The organism is Eggerthella guodeyinii, from assembly GCF_009834925.2.
In the GTDB taxonomy this organism is placed as follows: domain Bacteria; phylum Actinomycetota; class Coriobacteriia; order Coriobacteriales; family Eggerthellaceae; genus Eggerthella; species Eggerthella guodeyinii.
On the sequence record NZ_CP063310.1, the window covers coordinates 1,224,699 to 1,240,780 of the forward strand.

The window sequence follows — 16,082 nt, forward strand, 5'->3', positions numbered from 1 at the left end:
TTTGACGTTTTGCGCGCCGTCGAGCGGCTTCGGCGTCCTTCTGCGCGCCTCCCGGCTCGGTAGCCTTTCGAGGCGTTTCGCATAACCCCAGGTCGGGAAGCCGCTGCGCTGACGACCCTTTTCGATTTCCCCGCCGCCCAGCCCCTTCGGGTACGCAAAACGCAAAAATTGGTTACTTCGAGCGAATTCCCGCGCCGAACGACGCCCGCGCTCGCGACCGGCTGCCGCTTCCCGCGCCGCTCCCTAGCCCTCGCGGCCTTCGGGCTCGAAGCGGTAGCCGATGCCCCAGACGGTCTGGATGACGCGCGGGTCGGACGGGTCGTCCTCCACCTTCTCGCGCAGCTTTTTGATGAACACGGTGATGCTCGACGTCTCGCCGACGAACTCCTTGCCCCAGGCCGCCTCCACGAGCTGCTCCTTCGACAGCACGAGGCCGGGGCTCGAGGCCAGCGCGAAGAATATCTTGAACTCCTTGGGCGTGAGCGACAGGCGCTCGCCGTCCTTCGTGACGCGGAACTGTCCGCGGTCGAGCACGAAGCGCCCCGCGTGCAGGATGTCGCCGCGCGGCGCGACGGGCGCGGCCGCCATGCTCGCGCGGCGCAGGTGGGCCTCGATGTGCATGAGCAGCTCGCGCGGATCGAACGGCTTCACCATGTAGTCGTCGCCGCCGGCCTGGAAGCCCACGCCCTTGTCCACGATGTCGCCCTTCGCGGAGAGGAAGATGACGGGGCAGGTGATGCCGCGCTCGCGCATGAGGCGGCAGGTGGTGAAGCCGTCCATCCGGGGCATCATCACGTCCATGATGACGAGGTCGGGCGCCTCCCGCTCGGCGGCGACGAGGCCCTCCGCGCCGTCTTCGGCGTAGGCGAACGCGTAGCCCGCGTCGCCCGCCATGCTGCCCACGAGGCGCGCGATGCTGTTCTCGTCATCGATCAGCAGGATCTTCTTCATCGTATTCCTCCGTATCCACGGCAACGTAGGGGATGCGCACGGTGAACGTGCTGCCGAGCTTGCGGGCCGACGCCACCGACACGCTGCCCCCGTGCAGCTCGGCCAGCTCCTTCACCACGGCCAGGCCGAGGCCCGTGCCGCGGTAGCGGCGGTTGGGCGACTGGCCGGCCTGGCGGTAGCGCTCGAAGATGCCCTCCTGGTCGGCTTCGTCGATGCCCATGCCGTCGTCGGCGACGGACACGACGATGCAGGCGCCGTCGAACGTCGCGCGCACGTCCACGCGACCGCCGACGTGGGTGTACTTGATGGCGTTGTCCACGAGGTTCTCGACGATGCGCCGCAGCTTCTCCCAGTCGGCCATCGACACGGGCACGTCGGCGTCGGTCTTCGCGGTCAGGGCGATGCCCTTGTTCTTCGCCACGGGCTCGAGCGACTTCCTGATGAACCCCAGCAGGTCCACGAAGTCGACCGGCTCCACCACCAGCTCGTTCTTGTGCGCCTCGGCCTTCGAGATGGTCAGGATGTTGTTCACCATGTTGAGCAGCAGCGTGGCGTTCGCCTCGATCTCCTCCACGGCGCTGCGCGTCTTGGCGTCGAGCGAGTCGACCCCGCGCAGGATGCGCGCGAACGCGAGGATGGACGTGAGCGGCGTGCGCAGCTCGTGGCTCATGATGGCGAAGAACTCGTTTTTGTAGGCGGTTTCCTCGCTGAGGCGGTCGAGCGCCTTCTTGAGCTCGACCTTCTGGTACAGCAGCAGGTCGTTGAGCGCCGAGAGCTTGTCGGTTTGGCTGCGCACCTCGCTTTCGAGGTCGGTGTAGAGCCGTTCCAGCTGGCGGGCCATCTTGTCGAAGTCGTCGGCGAACTCGGTGAGCTCGTCGGGGCCGCCCACGGTGCGCGCCTCCAGCTGGTAGGAGAAGTCGCCCGCGCCGATCTGCTTCGCGGCGCGCCCGAGCGCGTCGAGCGGGTGCAGCACGAGCTTGCTCACGGCGAAGTAGATGCCCACGCAGGCCAGCACGAGCACGAGCAGCACCATGAACACCTGCTGCAGCACGCTCGTGCGCATGCCGTCGGCGTAGATGTCCATGGGCTCGGTGATGGACACGGCGCCGCCGATGTCGCCCACCTGCATGCCCTCCTTCTCGTAGCCGAACTGGTCGAGCTCGCCGACGGGCTCGCCGTGGCATTCGAGGCACGTCTCGGTCACGTACAGCGGCTCGGCGTAGCGGAACACGCGCCGCCCCTCGGCGTCGTAGCCCACGTCGTAGTACGCCTCGAGGGCCGCATCGGCGCCGAAGGCCTCGAACGCCCGCTGCTCGAACTCGTCGGGCGCGTTCGCCGCCTGGCGCGGGGTGGGGCTCGTGTACTGGATCTTGTAGTCGGTGTTCATGGTGAACAGCGTGCTCACCGACTTGGCGGTGACCACGCACACGAGGGCCTTCGTGCGGAAGGCGCCGTCCTCGGTGCGGTTGATGGTGTTCTGGTTGATGTCGATGAAGTCCCACATCGCGTGCATCTCGTCGGCCAGCACCTCGGCCTTCTCGCGCGCCTCGTTCTCGGCCTGCTGCTGTTGCAGCTGGACGTTCCACAGCGCGTCGACGGCCATGAGGGCCACGATGAAGGCGCCGATGAACACCGCGAACTTGAAGCGGATACCTCGTTTGAACGACATGGCGATTCCCCCTGAGGCGCGCATCGACGGCGGGCCCCCTTGCCCGCCGCCCGGTACGCGCGACCGTGCTACCCTCGTAATTATCCGACAAACGCGGGCGCGCGCGGCGGAAAGTCGCGGATGATAATACTTTTTTAATATCTGGTAGGACTTTCTTAACGGAAAGTTCTTCCGCAGGATATTGAACCGATGCGCCCACCTGGGGAAAATGGGGTACGCGGAGGAACGGGGGATCCAAGTTCCGCCGCTATTTGGGAATCAGGACGAGGAGAGGAGCGCGAGATGAGGAAATCCGCGGATCAGGCACTGCCGTCGCTGTCGCGACGGACGTTCGTCGCGGCCGCCGCCACGACGGGCGCCGCCGCAGCGTTGGGGCTTTCCGGATGCAGCCCGAAGGCCGACACGGAGGCCGGCGCCGGCGCCGATGCCGAGGGTGCGGCGCTGGACCCCTACGCCGACGCGCAGGTGTTCTATTCCACCTGCCCGCCCGAGTGCCAGCACCACAACCTGAAAGGCTACGTGGTGGACGGCAAGCTGGTGAAGGTGGAGTCGTCCGAGCTGAACGACTGCGCGGCCTGCGCGCGCGGCATCAGCCGCTCGCAGATGGTGAACGACCCCGACCGCCTGACCATGCCGCTTCTGCTGGACGGCGAGAAGGGCAGCGGCCAGTTCAAGGAGATCAGCTGGGACGAGGCGTTCGACCTCATCGAGCAGAAGTTCAAGGACGCCATCGCGACCGACGGCAACAAGTCCATCTGCTACGTCACCGGCTCCGGCAACTTCGGCGCCATGCACGGCCCGGTGGCCAACGCGTTCTTCGGGCACCTGGGCGGCGCGTCGACCACGGTGGGCTCGCTGTGCTGCGCGGGCACCACGGCGGCCATCGTGCCCATCTACGGCAAGCGCTTCCTCGACTGCCGCAACCAGATCGAGAACAGCACCTACGTCGTGGTGTGGGGCAACAACCCCGCCATCTCGAAGCAGGGCTACTTCCAGCGCTTCGAGCACGTGGTGGAGAACGGCGGCAAGCTCGTGGTGATCGACCCCATCTACACGGAGTCGGCCGCCAAGGCCACCGACTGGCTGCAGCCCTGGCCCGGCACCGACGCGGCGCTCGGACTGGCTATGCTCAAGGTCATCGTGGACGAGCGGCTCTACGACGAGGAGTTCCTGCTCGCGCACACGTGCGCGCCGTGCCTCGTGGACCGTGCGACGGGCGAGCCCGTGCTGAAGAACGCCGACGACCCCGCGTCGTTCGTCGTGTTCGACAAGAAGAGCGGCGAGGTGGTGCCGCACGACCAGAGCGGCATCGAGGCGGCCCTCACGCTGGACGGCACCGACGCGGCCGACGCCTACCAAACCGAGTTCGAGCTGATCGTGGCCGAGGCGTCCGCGTGGGATCTCGCGGCGGCCGAGGAGGAGTGCGGCGTTCCCGCGGCGGACATCGAGCGCATCGCGAAGGAGTACGCGGGCGCCGAGCACGCGATGATCGTGCAGAACATGGGCGGCTTCATGCGCACCGAGAACGGCACGTACGCCACGGCCGTGGGCGCGTACCTGGCGGCGTTCTGCGGCCAGGTGGGGCACGTCGGCGACGGCGTGAGCGACGCGGGCGGCATGAACGAGGTGGCCACGGGCAACCCGCTCGAGGTGCCGAAGGCCACCGAGGAGGTGGCGGCCATCCCGCGCTTCACGTTCGGCGAGGCCGTCCTGAACGAGGATCCCGTGAAGGTGAACGTGCTGTGGTCGATGACGGGCAACCCCATGACGCAGTGGCCCAACACGGGCATGGTGAAGAAGGCGCTCGAGAAGATCCCGTTCGTGGTGACGGTGGACCAGTACCTCACGTCCACGGCGCTGTACTCAAACCTCGTGCTGCCGTGCACCGGCATCTTCGAGACCGAGGGCGTGCTGGCCAACGCGCGCAGCCATTGGATCCAGCTCATGGAGAAGGCGGTGGACGGCCCGGGCGAGTCGAAGAGCGACCTCGAGATCTTCGCCGAGCTGGCCCGCCGCTTCGGCTTCGGCGACGCGTTCGACGTGCCCATGAAGGACCTCATCTCCAACGTGCTGGAGCCCACGGGCGTCACCTACGACGAGCTCGTGGAGAAGAAGGCCGTCGACGTGGTGGGCAAGGATTACATCCCCTACAAGGACGGCGTGTTCTTCACCGCGTCGAAGAAAGCCGAGTTCTGGGTGGGCGCCTGGAAGAAGGAGGGTTTCAACCCCATCTGCAGCTACGCCCGCTCCGAGGAAGACGCGCGCAACGGCGATGAGCTGGCGGCGAAGTACCCGCTGTTCAGCGTGCAGCGCAAGACGTACCGCAGCGTGCACTCCACGTTCAACAACCTGGAGTGGATGGACGAGGTGTGCGACCGGAAGCCGGTCGTCCTGCTGAACGAGGCGGACGCCGAGGCGCGCGGCATCGCCGACGGAGACGCGGTGGTCGTGTTCAACGACCGCGGCGAGCATCGCGGCGTGGCCGAGGTGAACGACCGCATCAAGGCCGGCGTGGTGGGCTTGCAGAACGGCTGGTGGGAGCAGCAGGGCGGCTCGTCGAGCTACGTCACCAACGACAAGTGGAAGACGCTCGGCGGCACCCACTGCTGCAACCAGACCCTCGTCGACGTGAAGAAGGAGGCGTAAGCCATGGCGCTCGGATTCTGGATGAACAACAAGAACTGCTACGGATGCAAGACATGCTCCATCGCCTGCAAGAGCGAGAAGCAGCTTGACCGGGGCGTGCTGCTGCGCCATGTCACGGAGATCAAGCAGGACGACCCGCGGGCGCTGTCGTTTTTGTCCCTGTCGTGCAACCACTGCAACGAGCCCGCGTGCGTGGCGAACTGCCCCGTGCAGGCCTACACGAAGCTGGAGAACGGCATCGTGCAGCAGAACCACGACCTGTGCATCGGCTGCAAGACGTGCATCGAGGCGTGCCCGTACCATGCGCCGTGCTACGACGAGCAGGAGAGCAAGACGTACAAGTGCGACATGTGCACGGACCGGCAGGAGCGCGGCGAGCTGCCCGCCTGCGTGGCGGCGTGCCCCGGCATGAACCTCGCGGTGGGCGAGATGGCCGACCTCGAGAAGGCGCACCAGGCCGACATCGTGTCGGACGACGCGGTGGAGACGAAGCCGAACTTCGTGATCACCGTTGATCCGGCGCTTTCCGCCGAGCCCGACGACACCGCCGTGGAGGCGCGCGCCGCCGAGCTGGCCGCGTCCAAGACCGCGAAGAAGGCGTAAACCCCTCCGGCTCCGCGCGCCCTCTCCCTCCCGGCGCGCAGGGTTTCTGCGAACGGCCCCGCACTGGCGGGGCCGTTTTGCCTGTTCGGCGGCATCCTCCGGATCGTACGATGCCCCCTGAACCCAAGATGGTTCGCTTCGACGATGGCGCGCGCCGCCTCCGTTTCCCTACCATGCTCTTCGCGCGGGGGAGCCGGCCGGACGTTCGGCCGCCGCGCGGACGAGAACAGGAGAGGAAGGAGACCGATGCACGCACAACGCAAGATCGCGCTGGTCGCCGTGTGCGCCTTGTTGGGGACGGTCGGCATCGCCGGCTGCGCTCCCCAAACGAACGAGGCGCTTGCGACGGGCGACCGGCAAACCCCGCAAGCGGAGGGGCACGAGTACACCGACGAGCAGCAGTCGATCATCGACGGCGAGGAGGGCACGGTATACGACGGCATCTCGCTCGACGCCTACCCGGGCAAGGACTACCTCGACGGCATGCACGACATGTGGGACGCCAACGTGGACCAGTGGGCGCCCGAGCTGCGCACGCTGCCGAGCGGCCAGATCGTGCAGCGCACCCCGAGCGAGCTCGCCGAGCGCGCCCGCCAGGGCAAGACGCCGTACAACATCTACCGGCTGAACAACGACAACCGCGGCTGCAACAGCTGCCACGCCGACCTCGACGCGACGCTGCAGCACCTCGCGCAGACCATGCACCCCTCGCCGAACAGCCCGGCGCTCGACGCCGAGATGACGGTGGACCAGTGCCTGTTCTGCCACACGTACTCGCCGGGCTACATCCCCACGCAGTACGAGTTCGGCACGCTCATCCACAACATCCATTACGGCTTGGAGGCCGACGGCCAGTTCGAGGACGAGTACAAGGGAAATTGCTACTCCTGCCACGACGCCACCAACGATGGCGAGGGCATGGCGCTGTGGGACCAGACCAAGTTCGAGCGCCTGCGCGGCGTGACGAAGGTCGAGAACGTCGAGGGCGACTTCTCCATCGACCAGGAAGCCACGATGGCGCAGGAGGACATGTTCAACATGGACGCCTGGAACCGCCTGTACGACCGCATGCGCTCCGGCGCCGAGTACGCCGACACGCCCATGCCCCAGAGCCTGTTCGACAGCTGGCCCATCACGGTGGACGGCGAGGTGAACAGCCCCTACACCGCGCTTCTGCCCGATCTCGTGAAAGAGGCCGAGGCGGCCGGCGTCACCGTGACGAAGGTGTCGAAGGAAGTGTGCAACTGGAACGGCACCGGCGCCGGATCGGTGAGCAACGTGGAGATTACCGGCATCCCCGTGAGCTGGCTCATCGAGCGCGCGGGCGGTTACGCCGACAACGCCGACATCAACGGCGTGCGCGTCATGCGCGCCGACGGCTCGTCCAAGCGCGCCATGCCGCTCGACAAGGTGGACGGCGGCGAGGCGTTCCTCGTGTACAAGATCAACGGCGAGCAGCTGACCGCGGCCAACGGCTTCCCGTGCACGAACTGGTGCGAGGGCGTCGACCCCGAGGTGAACTCCAAGCAGATGAACGAGTACAAGGTGGTCACCGACGCCCCCGACTTCGACGATCACGTGTACGAGTTCGAGCATCACGACGGCAACCCGAACGGCTGGATCGACGCCGACGGGAACTGGACGAACAAGCCCAACGCCACCGTGCTGGGCGTGCCCGAGGGCCTCGTCATCCAGAACGGCCAGCCCTACACGTTCCACGGCTACGTGGACGCCTACGACGAGAAGATCGCGAGCGTCGAGTTCTCGATGGACTTCGGCAAAACGTGGACGAAGCACGACCTGGGCGACACCGACGTCAACAAGCTCGTCTGGTTCGACTTCACCTGGACGCCCCAGGAGGAGAGCGCCTACTGCCTGCAGCTGCGCGCCACCACGGAAAGCGGCCTCGTGAGCCCGCAGATCCAAACGGTCATGGTGAACGCGAAGGACGCGATGCCCGCCGCCGACGAGACGGTCGTCATCGACACCCCGTCGCTCGTCGCCCCGAAGACGGCGGCTGCCGAAGCGGCCGAAGGAAAGGAGTAGGAGCGCTCATGAACAAGCCAGCTCAGAAGATCATGGCCGGCGTGGCGGGCGCGGTGCTGCTCGCATCCGGCGCCGGCGCGGCCCTTGCCGCCCAGCAGCCCGCGGCTGCGGACGAGGGCTCCCGGCCCGTCGGCGCCACCCACACGGTGGCCGACCACGACATCCGCGCCCAGTGGCTGGGCGAGGAATCCGACTACGTGCGCGTCGCGGACGTGCAGGGGTCGTTCACGTTCAATCAGGACGGCGTCACGCCCAACGACGAGCTGTTCAACGTGTTCGGAACCGCCATCCTGTCGATGTGCTCCAAGCCCGCGCCCGAGCTTGCCGCCGGGCAGGACGGCGTGGCCACCTACTTCGTGAACGTGGGCGGGCACGTGAAGGAGAGCTTCACGGTGGACCTGTCCGAGCTCGACGACGAGGAGCAGGAGGCGCTCATGGGCTGCTCGTGCGCCACGGGGTCGCCCTTCGGCCAGGCGGCCGTCATCGGCGTGCCGCTGGCGTCGGTGGTGGGCATGGCCGACCTCGAGGACGGCGTGAACACCGTGACGGCCTACGGCGCGGACGGCTACGGCGAGCCGCTGCCGCTGCAGTACGCGCTCGACAAGAACGCGCTGCTCGTGTACCAGGTGAACGGCGAGGAGCTGAAGGCGTCGGAGGGCTCGAGCCTGCAGCTGTGGATGCCCGAGACGGTGGCGCGCTACTTCACGCGCAACATCGCCAGCATCGAGCTCACGCGCGAGGACGCGGTGCCCGAGGTGGCCTCGGTCGATCCCATGTACCGCAACAAGATCGAGATCAAGAACTCCGCCGACGGCTGCGCGTTCGAGGCGGGCGACGAGATCACGTTCGAGGGCGTGGCCGACGACTGCGGAAGCCCCATCGCCGCCATCGAGTTCTCCTTCGACGGCGGGCGCACCTGGACGGCGTGCGAGACGGACGGCGCCACGGCCGACAAGTGGGTGAACTGGCAGTTCACCGCCTCGTTCGAGGAGAAGGGCGACTACGAGATGACCGTGCGCGCCCGCACGGCCGATGACGTGGTGTCGCCGCTGTCCGCCAGCCTCGCCTTCGCGGTGCGGTAGCCCGACGATATGCAGCACCCTCCCGTGGACGGAGCCGGCATCTTGCGGCTCCGTCCAACGCGTGCTCCCGCCGATGCGCTATACTGCGTGCAGAAACGCAGGGGGGACGCGAAGGGGGAGCGCTGCGGCATGGAGCATCGGCGGGGTATCGTGAACGCATGCGGGGCGGCGTCGGCGGCAGGGCTGTCGCTCATCCTTTTGTGGTGCACGCTCATGGGGCACACGCCCGGCTTCCTGCTGTCCTCGCTCGGCCTGGCCGAGTGGGTGAACGCCCGCACGTTCTGGCTGACGGGCATCCTCGTCGTCGCCGCGGTGCTGACGGCGGCCCCGCGCTGGGTGGCCGCGCACGAGGGCAGCCTCGCCTTCGTCATGCCGGTGATGGCCGCGGTGGGCACGGGCTGCTTCGCGCTGTCGTTCCACCAGGACTTCTTCAGCCCCACCATCCTGGCCACGTGCGGGCTCGTGCTGGCGGGGCTCGGCTACTTCTGGTTCGCGTCGCGCTTCGTCATCCTGCTGGCCACGACGCAGGGGTTCGCGTGCGTGGTGTGGTGCATCGTAGCCGCGTTCCCGTTGCGCCAGCTCATGAGCTTGGCGCTGGACGGCTTCATCGATCCTGCCCAGCAGGTGGTCGTGGCCATCGCGCTGCCGTGCTTGGCGGCGGCGTGCTTCGAGGCGGCCCGCGCGGCGGGTGCACGGCAGGGCGCGGCCCGCGCGGCAGGCGCGGAGCCCGCGACGGGGCCGTCCCCGGCTCCCGGCGCGGCCGGCGGTGCCGAGCCGAGCGCGCGGCAGCGCCAGGCGGCGGGCGACATGGTGGCGGTGCTCGTCATCGTGGGCGTGCTGCTGGCGATGGTGCGCATCTTCGGCCCCTCGGGCGTGTGGGGCGACTCGAACACCACCTACTTCGACGCGCTCGGGCGCATCCCCGCCATCTCGGTGCTCACCGTGTGCCTGGCGGCGTTCGCGTGGCTCGCCCTGCTGCTCATGGCGAAGCAGCCCGCGTCGGTGCGCTTCCAGCCGCCCATCCTCGTGGTCATCGCGGGCCTGTTCGTCGTGGTGGTGCGCGCCCAGCTGGGCGACGTGCCGTCGGTGCTGCTCGACAGCATCGTGCAGCTGAACGACCCGTTCGCCCACCTGCTGTTCTGGTCGGCCGTCGCGGCCGCGTGCACGCTGCTGCCGCTGCCCGAGAACCGCATCGTCGGCATCGCGGGGCTCGCGTACGCCGCGGCCTCGGTGGTGTGGGTGGTGTTCCTGCGCGGCAGCGCCGTGGTGGAGACGGTCGTCATCCTCGTGGTGGTGGCGCTCGTGATGAACCGCTCGTGGCTGGCCTCGCTCGTGCGCGGTCGCGGACGGGACGGGGCCGCCGCCGACGACGCGGCTGCCGACGGGGCCGCCGACGACGCGGCCAGCCGCCTGACCCGGTCCATCGTCGCGCGCTGCCAGGAGGTTGCCGCCGCCTACGCGCTGTCGCCGCGCGAGACCGAGGTGTTCATGCTGCTGGCCCAGGGGCGCACCTGCTCGTTCGTGCAGGAGGAGCTCGTGCTGGCCGAGAGCACGGTGAAAACCCACATGTCCCACATCTACGCGAAGCTGGGCGTGAGCGGCCGCCAGGAGATGATGGACCTCCTGTTCGGCGAGACGAAGGGCGGCATCGACGCCTAGGGCGCGCATCGGCGCCGCTCGCGGAGGATTTTCCGTTTGTTAACGAACCGTAAGGTTCCACGTGGCTATAATCCGAATACTTTAGCGTGCGAAAGTGCCCCTGCCGAAACGGCTTTTGTCGCGTGTCGACGGCGTTCGGAACCTGCTTCGGGACCGGCTCTTTTCTCGCAACGGGGCGTACTGGCAAAGACGAGAGAGGGGACGTGCATGGACATCGTCCAGATGATCAGCGATATCGACGCCTTCGTATGGGGCCCGCCGATGATCGTGCTGCTGTTGGGTTCGCATCTGTACCTGACGATCCGCACCCGGTTCATCCAGCGCAAGCTGCCGACGGCCATCAAGCTGTCGGTGACGAAGGACCCGGATGCGCCGGGCGACATCAGCCAGTTCGGCGCGCTGACCACGGCGCTGTCGGCCACCATCGGCACCGGTAACATCGTGGGCGTGGGCACCGCCATCCTGGCCGGCGGCCCGGGCGCGGTGCTGTGGATGTGGCTCACCGGCGTGTTCGGCATGGCCACGAAGTACTCCGAGACGTTCGCCGCCGTGAAGTACCGCGTGAAGGACCACAACGGCAACATGCTGGGCGGCGCGATGTACGCATGGCGACGCGCGTTCGAGAAGGACGGCAAGACGCCGTGGTGGGGCTTGCTGGGGGCCGGGGCGTTCGCCCTGTTCGCCGCCGTCGCCTCGTTCGGCATCGGCTCGGCCGTGCAGTCCAGCGCCATGACCGGGATCATCACGTCCAACGCTCCCGGCGTGCCCACCTGGGGCATCGGCCTGGCCATCGTCATCATGGTGTCCATCGTCATCTTCGGCGGCATCAAGATCATCTCGAAGGTGTGCGAGAAGCTCGTGCCGTTCATGGCCATCGCCTACGCGTGGGGCTGCATCGTGATCATCGGCATGAACTGGGAGTACGTGTGGCCCGCCATCAGCCTCATCTTCGAGTGCGCCTTCACGCCGAAGGCGGCGTTCGGCGGCGCGGTGGGCTCGGGGCTGATGATGGCGCTGCAGTTCGGCTGCGCGCGCGGCCTGTTCTCGAACGAGTCGGGCCTGGGCTCGGCGCCCATCGTGGCCTCGGCGGCCTCCACGCGCAACCCGGCGCGCCAGGCCCTCGTGTCCATGACCGGCACCTTCTGGGACACCGTCGTCATCTGCGCGCTCACGGGCATCGTGCTCGTGTCCACGATGATCGCGAACCCGGGCATCATGGAGAGCGGCCAGGTTTCGGCCGGCGCCGACCTGACGAGCGCGGCCTTCGCGTCGATCCCCTACATCGGCACGCCCATCCTGGTCATCGGCATGATCCTGTTCGCCTACACCACCATCCTCGGCTGGTCGTACTACGGCAACCGCTGCGTCACCTACCTGTTCGGCAAGCGCGCCATCCGCCCCTACCAGGTGCTGTATGTGGTGGTGGCGTTCCTGGGAGCCATCGGCATCGGCGATTTGGTGTGGACCATCTCCGACATCACGAACGCGCTCATGGCCATCCCGAACATCATCGTGGTGCTGCTGCTTTCGGGCCTCATCGCGCGCGAGACGAAGCATTACGTGTGGGACAAGAACCTGGACGAGACGGACGATACGCCCATCCCCGTGCTTGAGTCGAAGTAGCGTCCGCACGCGCAGAGCGCGGCGGCGAGGGTGCAGCGAGGGCCCCGGCATCGAAAGGTGCCGGGGCCCTTTTGCGTTCGGGGGCGGGGGCCCGGCGCGTCGCCACCCGGTGGGCGCAAAACGGGAGCTGTGGCAACAGTCGGGTGCGAAAAAGGGCGATGGGCTTGTGCGATTGCAAGAAAGCCCCAGGTGGGGAGAAGCAGTGGCGGGGTGCAGCGTCCGAAAATGCCGTTGAAATTGTCATGGCTCCCGATTCGCGCCCGCGAATCGTCCGATGCGGTATCATGGCGGCATGAAGAAACTGATGATCATAGGCGGCGGCGCGGCCGGGCTCGCGGCCGCGGTGGCCGCGGCCGACGCACTGCGGGCGCGCGGCGTCCGCGTGGGTGCGGATGCGGGCGCGGACGGCGTCGACGTGGCGGTATGCGAGGCCGACGAGCGGGTGGGACGCTCCATCCTGGCCACGGGCAACGGGCGGTGCAACTTCTCGAACGCGCAGGTGGACGCCGCGGCGTACCGCAACGCGGCGTTCGTGGGCGCGGCGTTGGACGAGCTGCGGCGCGCGGGCGGCCTGCGCGGCGGCGACGGGGTCGACCCGGTGCATGCGTTCTTCGCCGACCTCGGGCTCGTCTGGCGCGAGGAGGGCGAAGGCCGCCTGTACCCGCTGGCGAACAAGGCGACGAGCGTGCTCGAGGTGCTGCGCGCGGCCGCGTCGGACGTGGGCGTGCGCGAGGAGTGCGGGCGGGAGGCGGTGCGCCTCGACGCGCCCGCGCGCAAGGGCGACCGCTTCCACGTGCGCTTCGCCGATGGCGCGGTGCTGCATGCCGAGGCGGTGATCGTGGCGGCTGGCGGGAACGCGGCCCGCGCGCTCGTGCCGGAAGGCCTCGCCTGGAAGGAGCCGCGCGCGGTGCTCGGGCCCCTGCGCACGGACGCGCGCCTCGTGAAGGCGCTCAACAACATCCGCGTGCGCTGCGCGGCGTCGCTCGTCGGTCGGGACGGCGCGGAGAAGGCGTGCGAGCGGGGCGAGGTGCTGTTCCGCGACTACGGGGTGTCGGGCATCGCGGTGTTCAACCTGTCGCGGTTCGCCGAGCCGGGCGACACGCTGCGCATCGACCTGCTGCCGCAGCACGGCGAGGCGCCGCTCGAGGAGCTGCTGCGCGCCCGCCTCGCGCGCCTGCGCGAGCGCGGAGGCGCGGGCACGGGCGACGACGTGCTGCGCGGCATGACGCTGCCGGCGGTGGGGCGCGCCGTGCTGAAAGCGGCCGGGCTGCACGCCGAGAAGCCGCTCGCGCAGCGCGACGTGCCGGCGCTCGCCCGCGCGCTCAAGGGGCTCGCGCTCGAGGTGCGCGGCGTCGGCGAGGCGCGGCAGTGCCAGGTGCGCCGCGGCGGGTTCCTCGTGGAGGCGTTCGATCCGCGCACGTGCGCGGCGCGCGCGGTGCCGGGTTTGCACGTGGTGGGCGAGGCGCTCGACGTGGACGCGCCCTGCGGAGGCTACAACCTGCACTGGGCGTGGGCGAGCGGCATGCTGGCGGGTCGCGCCGCCGCGGAGAGCCTGATGGAAGGAGCGCGCCGTGCTTGAGGTGTCGAACGTGAAACTGCCGCTGGACGCGGGTCTGCTCGGGGCGGCGGCGGAGGCGCTCGTGCGCGCGGCCGCCGCCGCGGCGCTCGGCGTCGCGGAGCGCGACGTGCGCGCGGTGCTGGTGCTGAAGCGCAGCGTGGACGCGCGCAAGAAGCGCGACGTGCACTTCGTGGCGACGCTCGGCGTGGAGTTGGCCGAAGCCGCCGAGGAAGAGCGCGCGCTCGCCGCGGCGGGCGAGCGCGGGGGCGCGGGGGCGGTCGTCGGGACGCAGGTGCGCCGCCACGCGCCCTACGAGCCGCTGCGGGTGCCGTCGTGCGCCGCGGGCCGCGAGGCCGGCGGCGAGCCGCGCCCGATCGTGGTGGGCGCGGGCCCGGCCGGTCTGTTCTGCGCGCTCTATCTGGCGCGCGCGGGGCTGCGTCCGCTCGTGCTCGAGCGCGGCGGCGACGTGGACGAGCGCCTGGCGACGGTGGCCGCGTTCGAGGCCGGCGGCGACCTCGACCCGCAGACGAACATCCAGTTCGGCGAGGGCGGCGCCGGCACGTTCTCGGACGGCAAGCTCACGACGAACATCAAGAACCCGCTCGCGCGCCACGTGCTGCGCTGGTTCGTGGACGCGGGCGCGCCCGAGGAGATCCTCTGGCAGGCGAAGCCGCACATCGGCACCGACCTGCTCGTGGACGTCGTGCGCACCCTGCGCCGCCAGATCGAGGAAGCGGGCGGCGAGGTGCGCTTCCATGCGCAGCTCGAAGGCCTGCGCTTCGAGGGCGGCGCGCTCGCGGGGGTTGACGTGCGCGACGGGCGCACGGGCGTGCTCGAGCGCGTCGACGCGCGTCGCGCGGTGCTCGCCTGCGGGCACTCGGCGCGCGACACGTTCGCCGCGGTGCGCGGGGCGGGCGTGGCGATGGAGCAGAAGCCGTTCTCGGTGGGCGTGCGCATCGAGCATGACCAGGAGGCGGTGAACCGCGCGCAGTACGGCGACGTCGCCGCGCATCCCGCGCTCGGCGCGGCCGACTACAAGCTGGCCGTGCACCTGCCGGACGGCCGCAGCGCGTACACATTCTGCATGTGCCCCGGCGGCGAGGTGGTGTGCGCCGCCAGCGAGGAGGGCGGCGTCGTGGTGAACGGCATGAGCCGCTTCGCGCGCGACGGGGCGAACGCGAACGCGGCGCTGCTCGTGGGCGTGGGTCCCGAGGACTTCGAGGGCGATGATCCGCTGGCGGGCGTCGAGCTGCAGCGGCGCATGGAGCGGGCGGCCTTCGAGGCGGCGCGCTCCGCGGGCGGCGAGGCGTACCAGGCGCCGGCGCAGACGGTGGGGGACTTCCTGGCTGGACGCGCGAGCGAGGCGGGCGCATCGGTGCGCCCGACGTACGCGCGCGGCGTGGCCTGGTGCGATCTGCGCGCGTGCCTGCCCGGTTTCGTGGCCGACGCCCTTGCCGAGGCGCTGCCCCTGCTCGATCGCCGCTTGCGCGGGTTCGCGGATGCGGACGCGGTCATGACCGGCGTCGAGACGCGCAGCTCGAGCCCCGTGCGCATCGTGCGCGACGATGCGCTGCAGGCGCGGGTGGAAGGCGCGCCCGATGACGCGCCCGAAAGCGGCCTCTACCCCTGCGGCGAGGGGGCCGGCTACGCCGGCGGCATCATGAGCGCCGCCTGCGACGGCCTGCGCGTGGCCCGCGCCCTCGCAAGTGCGTTCGAGGGCGGCCGCTAGAACTCGATGCCGCGGCGGGCGATGACGCCCTCCTCGTAGTAGTGCTTGACCTCGCGCATCTCGGTGACGAGGTCGGCCACGGCCATGAGCGTGCCGCTGGCGCCGCGCCCCGTGACCACCAGCTCCACGGTTTCGGGCCGCTCGAGCGCCAGGTCGACGAGCGCGTCCGGCTCGAAGTACCCCAAGCTGTCGGCAACGTTCGCCTCGTCGAGCACCACGACGTCGAACGCGCCGCCCAGCACCGCCTCGCGTGCGGCGGCGAGCCCGCGCCGCGCGGCCTGCGCGTCGTCCTCCGGGTCGGGGGCGCTCAGCTCGCCGCCCGTGCCGAACTGCTCCGCCACGATGCGGTCGCCGAACAGGCGAAACGCGTCGAGCTCGCCGGTGGGGCCGTACTTCATGAACTGGCAGAAGTGCACGCGCAGACCCGCGGCCGCCGCCCGCATCGCCAGCCCGACGGCGGCCGTGGTCTTGCCCTTGCCGTCGCCCGTGTACACCTGCACGTATCCTTGTTCCATC

At 69.4% G+C, this 16,082-nt stretch carries 11 protein-coding genes; 8 read left to right on the forward strand and 3 right to left on the reverse strand.

Annotation, left to right across the window (positions count from 1 at the left end; genetic code table 11):
* Positions 1-243 precede the first annotated feature (243 nt).
* Both GS424_RS04925 and GS424_RS04930 read right to left on the reverse strand, forming a co-directional pair.
* Positions 244-951, reverse strand: coding sequence for a response regulator transcription factor (locus GS424_RS04925; protein WP_160942862.1), 708 nt, complete (start codon positions 949-951; stop codon positions 244-246).
* A complete protein-coding gene (locus tag GS424_RS04930; RefSeq protein WP_158539338.1) occupies positions 926-2,620 on the reverse strand; it encodes an ATP-binding protein in 1,695 nt (564 codons plus the stop codon). The genes GS424_RS04925 and GS424_RS04930 overlap by 26 nt, the downstream gene beginning before the upstream one ends.
* 282 nt (positions 2,621-2,902) lie before the next feature.
* Between GS424_RS04930 and GS424_RS04935 the strand changes: the two genes are divergently transcribed.
* The 8 genes from GS424_RS04935 to GS424_RS04970 all read left to right on the forward strand — a co-directional run bounded on the left by GS424_RS04935 (position 2,903) and on the right by GS424_RS04970 (position 15,566).
* A complete protein-coding gene (locus GS424_RS04935; protein WP_160942861.1) occupies positions 2,903-5,266 on the forward strand; it encodes a molybdopterin-containing oxidoreductase family protein in 2,364 nt (787 codons plus the stop codon).
* A 3-nt stretch (positions 5,267-5,269) separates the two neighbouring features.
* Positions 5,270-5,869, forward strand: coding sequence for a 4Fe-4S dicluster domain-containing protein (locus GS424_RS04940; RefSeq protein WP_160942860.1), 600 nt, complete (start codon positions 5,270-5,272; stop codon positions 5,867-5,869).
* Positions 5,870-6,115: 246 nt separating this feature from the next.
* On the forward strand, positions 6,116-7,915 hold the full coding sequence (locus tag GS424_RS04945; protein WP_160942859.1) for a molybdopterin-dependent oxidoreductase: 1,800 nt from the start codon (positions 6,116-6,118) through the stop codon (positions 7,913-7,915).
* An 8-nt stretch (positions 7,916-7,923) separates the two neighbouring features.
* Positions 7,924-8,997 (forward strand): molybdopterin-dependent oxidoreductase, encoded by a 1,074-nt coding sequence (locus GS424_RS04950; RefSeq protein ID WP_160942858.1) that lies wholly within the window; start codon positions 7,924-7,926, stop codon positions 8,995-8,997.
* Positions 8,998-9,126: 129 nt separating this feature from the next.
* Positions 9,127-10,656 (forward strand): helix-turn-helix transcriptional regulator, encoded by a 1,530-nt coding sequence (locus tag GS424_RS04955; protein ID WP_015760345.1) that lies wholly within the window; start codon positions 9,127-9,129, stop codon positions 10,654-10,656.
* 207 nt (positions 10,657-10,863) lie between these two features.
* Positions 10,864-12,279: an alanine/glycine:cation symporter family protein gene (locus GS424_RS04960; RefSeq protein WP_015760346.1), complete on the forward strand. Its 1,416-nt coding sequence runs from the start codon at positions 10,864-10,866 to the stop codon at positions 12,277-12,279.
* Between the two features lie 292 nt (positions 12,280-12,571).
* A complete protein-coding gene (locus GS424_RS04965) occupies positions 12,572-13,858 on the forward strand; it encodes an aminoacetone oxidase family FAD-binding enzyme (RefSeq protein WP_244977680.1) in 1,287 nt (428 codons plus the stop codon).
* Complete coding sequence (locus GS424_RS04970) at positions 13,851-15,566, forward strand: NAD(P)/FAD-dependent oxidoreductase (protein ID WP_160942857.1); 1,716 nt, start codon at positions 13,851-13,853, stop codon at positions 15,564-15,566. The genes GS424_RS04965 and GS424_RS04970 overlap by 8 nt, the downstream gene beginning before the upstream one ends.
* On the opposite strand, the gene GS424_RS04975 is transcribed toward GS424_RS04970, so the two are convergent.
* Positions 15,563-16,081, reverse strand: a complete 519-nt coding sequence (locus GS424_RS04975) for a cob(I)yrinic acid a,c-diamide adenosyltransferase (RefSeq protein ID WP_160942856.1) — start codon at positions 16,079-16,081, stop codon at positions 15,563-15,565. The two genes, GS424_RS04970 and GS424_RS04975, sit on opposite strands and share 4 nt — an antisense overlap.
* Between the last annotated feature and the right edge of the window lies 1 nt (position 16,082).

Coding starts and splice junctions, on each gene's coding strand:
- GS424_RS04925 (WP_160942862.1), bottom strand. CDS start 951: ATGAAGAAGATCCTGCTGATCGATGACGAGAACAGCATCGCGCGCCTC.
- GS424_RS04930 (WP_158539338.1), bottom strand. CDS start 2,620: ATGTCGTTCAAACGAGGTATCCGCTTCAAGTTCGCGGTGTTCATCGGC.
- GS424_RS04935 (WP_160942861.1), top strand. CDS start 2,903: ATGAGGAAATCCGCGGATCAGGCACTGCCGTCGCTGTCGCGACGGACG.
- GS424_RS04940 (WP_160942860.1), top strand. CDS start 5,270: ATGGCGCTCGGATTCTGGATGAACAACAAGAACTGCTACGGATGCAAG.
- GS424_RS04945 (WP_160942859.1), top strand. CDS start 6,116: ATGCACGCACAACGCAAGATCGCGCTGGTCGCCGTGTGCGCCTTGTTG.
- GS424_RS04950 (WP_160942858.1), top strand. CDS start 7,924: ATGAACAAGCCAGCTCAGAAGATCATGGCCGGCGTGGCGGGCGCGGTG.
- GS424_RS04955 (WP_015760345.1), top strand. CDS start 9,127: ATGGAGCATCGGCGGGGTATCGTGAACGCATGCGGGGCGGCGTCGGCG.
- GS424_RS04960 (WP_015760346.1), top strand. CDS start 10,864: ATGGACATCGTCCAGATGATCAGCGATATCGACGCCTTCGTATGGGGC.
- GS424_RS04965 (WP_244977680.1), top strand. CDS start 12,572: ATGAAGAAACTGATGATCATAGGCGGCGGCGCGGCCGGGCTCGCGGCC.
- GS424_RS04975 (WP_160942856.1), bottom strand. CDS start 16,081: ATGGAACAAGGATACGTGCAGGTGTACACGGGCGACGGCAAGGGCAAG.